This is a genomic window from Streptomyces sp. ME19-01-6, assembly GCF_033793745.1.
GTDB lineage: Bacteria > Actinomycetota > Actinomycetes > Streptomycetales > Streptomycetaceae > Streptomyces.
This window is the reverse complement of the sequence record NZ_JARAXF010000080.1, coordinates 1-5595: the sequence shown is the minus strand read 5'-3', so window position 1 is coordinate 5595 and position 5595 is coordinate 1. Positions and strand designations below refer to the sequence as shown.

Annotated in this window: 5 protein-coding genes and 3 pseudogenes; 6 read left to right on the top strand and 2 right to left on the bottom strand. The window is 66.1% G+C overall.

Annotated elements, in window-relative coordinates; all coding sequences use genetic code 11:
* Window positions 1-118: 118 nt before the first annotated feature.
* Window positions 119-1128: pseudogene (locus PV419_RS52625) on the bottom strand (IS5 family transposase).
* A 240-nt stretch (window positions 1129-1368) separates the two neighbouring features.
* Between PV419_RS52625 and PV419_RS52620 the strand changes: the two are divergent.
* Together PV419_RS52620 and pyrE are read left to right on the top strand one after the other, a co-directional pair.
* Window positions 1369-1563, top strand: a complete 195-nt coding sequence (locus PV419_RS52620; RefSeq protein ID WP_319701204.1) for a hypothetical protein — start codon at window positions 1369-1371, stop codon at window positions 1561-1563.
* Window positions 1564-1708: 145 nt separating this feature from the next.
* Entirely contained in the window at window positions 1709-2236 is a 528-nt protein-coding gene (gene pyrE, locus PV419_RS52615; protein WP_319701203.1) for an orotate phosphoribosyltransferase, read from the top strand.
* A 17-nt stretch (window positions 2237-2253) separates the two neighbouring features.
* On the opposite strand, the gene PV419_RS52610 is transcribed toward pyrE, so the two are convergent.
* Window positions 2254-2721, bottom strand: a complete 468-nt coding sequence (locus tag PV419_RS52610) for a hypothetical protein (RefSeq protein WP_319701202.1) — start codon at window positions 2719-2721, stop codon at window positions 2254-2256.
* 11 nt (window positions 2722-2732) lie between these two features.
* Between PV419_RS52610 and PV419_RS52605 the strand changes: the two genes are divergently transcribed.
* From PV419_RS52605 to PV419_RS52590, 4 genes and pseudogenes are all read left to right on the top strand, one after another.
* Entirely contained in the window at window positions 2733-3023 is a 291-nt protein-coding gene (locus PV419_RS52605; RefSeq protein WP_319701201.1) for a hypothetical protein, read from the top strand.
* A 173-nt stretch (window positions 3024-3196) separates the two neighbouring features.
* A pseudogene (locus tag PV419_RS52600) lies at window positions 3197-3976 on the top strand (IS256 family transposase); the annotation flags it as partial.
* Between the two features lie 30 nt (window positions 3977-4006).
* Window positions 4007-4807, top strand: a complete 801-nt coding sequence (locus PV419_RS52595) for an alpha/beta hydrolase (protein WP_319701200.1) — start codon at window positions 4007-4009, stop codon at window positions 4805-4807.
* Between the two features lie 293 nt (window positions 4808-5100).
* Window positions 5101-5483: pseudogene (locus tag PV419_RS52590) on the top strand (transposase); the annotation flags it as partial.
* Between the last annotated feature and the right edge of the window lie 112 nt (window positions 5484-5595).

The following is a 5595-nucleotide window of genomic DNA, read 5'->3' as shown; positions in this document are numbered from 1 at the left end:
GCCTGGCTGCACACCTACAATCACCACCGCGGACACACCGCACTGAAGGGCCAGCCACCCGCCAGCCGCGTCCCCAACCTCACGGGTCAGTACAACTAGGGCGCGTATCGAGTCGTGATCAATTGGTGGTCCGGGTGAGGTCTTTGATCCAGATCATCGAGGCTCGTAGGTGGAGGCCGGCGAGGTAGCTGTCCGGGGTCTTGTCGTATCGGGTGGCGATGCCTCGCCAGGCCTTGAACTTGTTGATCAGGCGCTCGACGGTGTTCCTCTCCTTGTAGAGGGCGGCGTCGTGGCTGACGGGTCGACCGCCCCCAGAGCCTTTCTTCTTCCGGTTGGAGGCATGGTCCTTCTTCTCCGGGATCACTGCTTTGATGCCGCGTTGACGCAGGTGGCCCGGTTGCCGCGGGACGAGTAGGCCTTGTCCCCGGCGACCGCGTCCAGCCGGGTGCGGGAGCGGCCGACGGGGCCGCGAACCCGTAACTTCTTGAGCACCGGGACGAACTGCGGACTGTCCGCGGCCTGGCCCGCGGTCAGCACGAACGCCAGGGGGCGGCACTTGCGGTCGGCGGCCAGATGGACCTTTCTGGTCTGCCCGCCCCTGGAGCGTCCGAGGAGAGCGGCCTTCAGGCGGACTCTTCGCCGACGCCGGATACGTCGTCGCTCCTCCCGCTCGGGATCAGCTTTGACGTCCTGCCCGCTTTGTTCTTCGAGGCTGCCCCCTTTGACCTGGCCTTCTCCTCCTCAGCGGCAGCCTTCTCCAACGCAGTGATGACGTCCTCGCCCAGGTGCATCCCGGCGGCATCGTGGTGAGCACGCGCGGTGGTGGAGTCAATACTGACCAGGGACAGGTCCACCGTCCACCTCACCCCGCTTCGACGCTTCGGCGATCATGCCCTCCAGCAGGGCCCCGAAGACGCCGACGTCACGCCACTGCCGGAAGCGGTTGTGGGCGGTCGACCAGGCACCGAACTCCTGCGGCATCTCCCGCCACTGTCCGCCGGTCTTGAACCGCCAGATCGCACCCTCGAACTGCTGCCGGAGCCGCTCGGGGTACGGTCCGTACTCGCCGATCGGCAGGTACGGGCCGATGAACTCCCACTCTCCGTCCGTCAGTTGCACTCGCGTCACGCAAGAAGATCTACCGGTCCAGGCCCCGCCGCGAGGGCGAATCCCGCAGATTGATCACGACTCGATACGCACCCTAGTGGCGCCGCGGACCGCGTGGTGGAGGGCCGTGGTTAGCTCGAGAGGGGGCGCTGCGGAGGTGAGACCAGCGATACTGATTTCGGCGCAAAGGATGCTGGTGCGGTCTTCGATGTCGGCGGTGGCCCCGGCGTCGCGGAGCAGGGCAGCGAAATACAGCGGCGCGTGGTCGCCGCCCTCGCCCAGGAGGCCGGACCTCCACGCGCCATCAAAATGCTGGGCACCACCTTGTGGGAACCCGGGCCGGCGGCCTGGCTCTCGCCGGGTGCACTGCTCGCTTCCAGCGTGTTGCGCGACGAGCTGGATGAGGACGACGGCGTCACTGTCGTCGTCGACGTGGTGCGGCGAAAGAACCCCTGACGGCCGCAGGCCGCAGGGATTCGTGGTGCTCACGTTGTCGGCTTCGTGGTCATGGTGTCGCTGTGGAGCGCGACGGCCCGTGGCTTGAGGCCCGGGAGGGAGGCGGTGTCTCGACCGGGGCGGGCCGCTGGAAGACTGGACGCTTGTGACCCTTTCTGATCTTGCTCGCCGCATCCATGCCGCTTCTCATCTGACCGGGCAGTTCATGCTCCGGTCCGGTCGTACTGCCACGGAGTACTTCGACAAGTACCGGTTCGAGGGGGACCCGGCCCTGCTGGATGACGTCGCCCGGCAGATGGCTCCGTTGGTGCCTTCTGGCACCGAGGTTCTGGCCGGTCTGGAGATGGGCGGCATCCCAGTGGTGACCGCGCTCGGCCGGCACACGGGTCTGCCTTGTGCGTTCGTGCGTAAGCAGGCCAAGCCGTATGGCACTTGCCGTCTCGCCGAAGGCGCCGACGTCGAGGGGCGCCGGGTGCTGGTGGTTGAAGATGTGGTCACCAGCGGAGGACAGATCGTGCTGTCGACCGCGGACCTGCGTGGTCTGGGGGCTCAGGTGCATGAGGCTCTGTGCGTGATCGACCGTGAGCAAGGCGGTGCCGATGCCCTCGCGGCCGAGGGCATCGGACTGTTGTCGCTGCTGACGGCGGCGGACCTGCGGGCCGCTGCTGCCTGACCGATGACGGCTGGTGATCACTCCGTCGCGTGCGTCTCAATGATGACGACGTGGGCGGAGGACTCGTCGACGCTGCCTTTCTCCTCAGTGAGAGCGGCGATGAGGGACTGCCAAGCGATGTTGTCAACCGAACGGGGCAGACCGCGACTGGTGAGGTGGATCAGCTCGACGGCGTCGTCGGAGAACAGGGTGTCCTGCCGCCCGGCGATCGTGAGGTGGTGCTTGATGTAGCTGGCCGTCTCCTTCTTCGTCATCGTGGGCATCTGGCAGCTGATCGCGATCCGCTGGTCCAGGGTCGCCAGGACGCCGTGCTTCATCCGCTTGCGCAGGGTGGGCTGGCCGATCAGCAACATCGCGAACGGCGTTGTGGAGCCCATCTCGTAGTTGGTCAGTATGCGCATCGAGCTCGTGGTGGTCGAGCAGGTGCGACTCGTCAGCTTCTCCTCGTCCGTCGAGCGTCGTTCGTAGGTCTTGACAGACTCCACACCTGCTGGTGGTGCCCCGCGAAGCCGAACAGATGGTAAGGACCGACGCCAATGCCGAACTGCATAATCACCCTGATATCAGACATCGGCCGATCATCGGTGTGCAGTACGTGTACGTCGTTCGCGTCGTCGCCGCGCTTGACCCAGCACACCATCTGGACGGCTTCCTGCCGTTCTTCCTTCCTCCTATCCCGGAGGAGGATATGGAAGCCCAGGAGCAGCGATTCCCCGTCAGGAATGCGTTGATCCACGTTGGGACGGTTCGCCAGCCGACACGAGCAATGCCTGTGGATCAGCCCTGACGGAAAGAGGAGTACCTTCCCGATGGATCGATCGATAGGTCATCGAGCAAGGCCGACGTTGCACCGTCGGTCGGGAAGGCACGCCCGTGCGTACGGTAGTCAACGAGGACGGCAGCACGCCAAACGGCAGCTCGCTGCTGGATGAGATCGTCGGGAGGCTGCCGCCGTGGTGACGTAAGTCGCCGAAGATCAGCGAGGTGCTGCCGCGGCTCTACCTGCACGGCTTGACCTCGGGTGACTTCGTGCCTGCACTGGAGCGGTTCCTGGGCAGCTCGGCCGGGCTCTCACCCGCGACGGTCACCCGGCTGACCCAGCAGTGGCAGGCCGACCACGCCGCGTACATGGACCGCGACCTCGCGGGGGTCGACTATGTGTACGTGTGGGCCGACGGCATCCACCTCAACGTCCGCCTGGAGGAGGCCAAAGCCTGTGTCCTGGTCCTGGTCGGGGTGCGTGCCGACGGCTCCAAAGAGCTGGTCGCCCTCAAGGACGGCTACCGCGAGTCCGGCGAGTCCTGGGCCGACCTCCTGCGTGAGTGCGCCCGCCGGGGCATGCGCCCCCCATCCTCGCGGTCGGCGACGGTGCCCTGGGCTTCTGGAAGGCCGTCGCGGAGGTGTTCCCCGACACCCGCGAGCAGAGGTGCTGAGTTCGTAAAACCGCAAACGTCCTCGACTCCATGCCGAAGTCCGCTTTTACGACTTCCCGGCCGGGCACTGGATCCACCTGCGGACCACGAATCCGATCGAGTCGACCTTCGCCACCGTCCGGCTGTGGACCAAGGCACCCGCGGCGCCGGCTCCCGCACCGCCGCCCTGGCCATGGTCTTCAAACTCGTCGAGTCCGCCCAGCAACGGTGGCGGGCCGTGAATGCACCCCAGCTCGTCGCCCTCGTCCGGGTGGGCGCCCGCTTCGAACGCGGTCAGCTCGTCGAACGCCCCGCAGTTGCGGCATGATCAAGGCCAGCCGATTCCCTGGGGGCCGACGTGGCATGGTCTGAACACATGGTGGTGCGAGACGGCGTCAGGCTTGCCTGCCGGGACTGGGGCGGGCCTGGACAGCCGATCGTATTGCTGCACGGCCTGGCCGGTCATGCGGGTGAATGGGACGTGCTGGCACGGAGGCTGAGCTCCAGATATCGGGTCGTCGCGGTCGATCAGCGCGGGCATGGCGCCAGCGAGCGCCACCCGCGGGACGTCTCCCGAGCCGCCTACGTCGCAGACGTCATCGCCGTTGTCGATCAGCTGGCGCTGCAGCGGCCCGTCCTGGTCGGCCAGTCGCTGGGCGGGCACACAGCCATGCTCACCGCCGCCGCGCATCCCGGACTCGTCCGCGCGCTCGTGCTCGTCGAGGCCGGCTCCGGCGGTCCAAACCCGAACGGCCCCGTGGACATCGGCGGATGGCTCGACTCGTGGCCGACACCGTTTCCCTCACGCGAAGCGGCAGCCGCATTCCTCGGCGGCGGACCGGTCGGCGCAGGCTGGGCGGCCGGACTGGAAAAACGCGACGGCGGATGGTGGCCTCGCTTCGACCGGGACGTGATGGTCCGCTCGCTGGCGGAGAACGCCCAGCGTTTCTTCTACCACGAGTGGAGGCATGTCGCATGCCCCACCCTGATCGTCCTGGCCCAATCCAGCTTCATCCCTGCACAGGAAGCCGACGAAATGCTCCGGCAGCGACCCACCACCATGGCCATGAGTATCCCCGGCACCGGCCACGACCTGCACCTGGAACAGCCTGAGATCCTGCACACTGCGCTCTCGGGCTTCCTCAAGGGCCTCGCCTGAAACTCCTGCCCGGCCACAACGACACCAAAGTCAGACTCCGCGCATGGCCATCGATCCACAGATCTTGACAATTACTCGATCTGGATCTCGTCGCAGCACAAGACCCCAGAGGTGTTGCAGTGACGAGGAAGCGTCGAAGAGGGCGGATTCCCACGAAGGACGCCCTAAGCTTGACGTTTATGGTCCAGCGCGTTCATTTCGTGTTGGACTTCGTTGTTTGCCGGACAACGGGTACGGCCGCCCGTGATTCTTCGGAGTGTCGAGCTTCGAATCATCACAGAACGGCCGTGGATATGAGTGTGCTGGATGGGGTCGCTCGCGTCGACCCGTTGAGCGTGTTGTCCGGGTTTCGTGAGGACCTCTACGCCTATCTGGACGTACGGGGCGAAGGATTGTTCGAGCTGGTCGACGCCCTGTTGTGTACGGATGGTCCGTGAAGACGCTGGTCGAGCTGTCGCTGGCTCCCGAGCACCGACGTGGGCATGGCGCCTTGTACGGCGGGTTGGACTGCGGCCGGTTGGATGTGGGGCGGTTACGCAGGACATTGGCCGGACTGCCGCTGCCGCGGGCGGCGGACGGGCGGATTGTTCTGGCGGTCGATGTCAGCAACTGGCTGCGGCCGGACGCGGCGACGAGTGCGGACCGGCTGTTCTGCCATACCTGTGGCCGTGGCAGGGGGCGGCCCAGATTGAGGTGACCCCCGGAATGTAGACACAGGGGTTTATGCCGCGAGCGAGAGTTTAGCGGTCGTGTGATGCTGCTGTTCGAACTGCATCGGCGACAGATAG